At 42.0% G+C, this 231-nt stretch carries 1 protein-coding gene; it reads left to right on the plus strand.

Annotated features, from left to right (window positions below; genetic code table 11):
- Positions 1-231 (plus strand): hypothetical protein (locus P20480_RS18940; protein WP_033025961.1); only part of this gene is annotated, 231 nt, incomplete at both ends.

Here is a 231-nt window from a genome sequence, read left to right on the forward strand (position 1 = left end):
AGATGAAGATTCCGTAAGTGAAACGCAAACAGAGTCGTTAGTCGAAGAAAACGATGACATTGATACTGCTTTGGCCGGTTCTGTCGATGATTTAGCTGATGCACAAGAAGAGTTAAATGTTGATGATGTCGAGTCTTTAGCTTCAGCTTTGATTGATGAATCTGAATCGGAAAATGAGTCTGAAGAAGAGCCAGAGCTTGAAGATAAGCCAGAGCTTGTAGAGGAGCCAGA

The sequence above is a fragment of the Pseudoalteromonas sp. BSi20480 genome (assembly GCF_000241365.1).
In the GTDB taxonomy this organism is placed as follows: domain Bacteria; phylum Pseudomonadota; class Gammaproteobacteria; order Enterobacterales; family Alteromonadaceae; genus Pseudoalteromonas; species Pseudoalteromonas marina.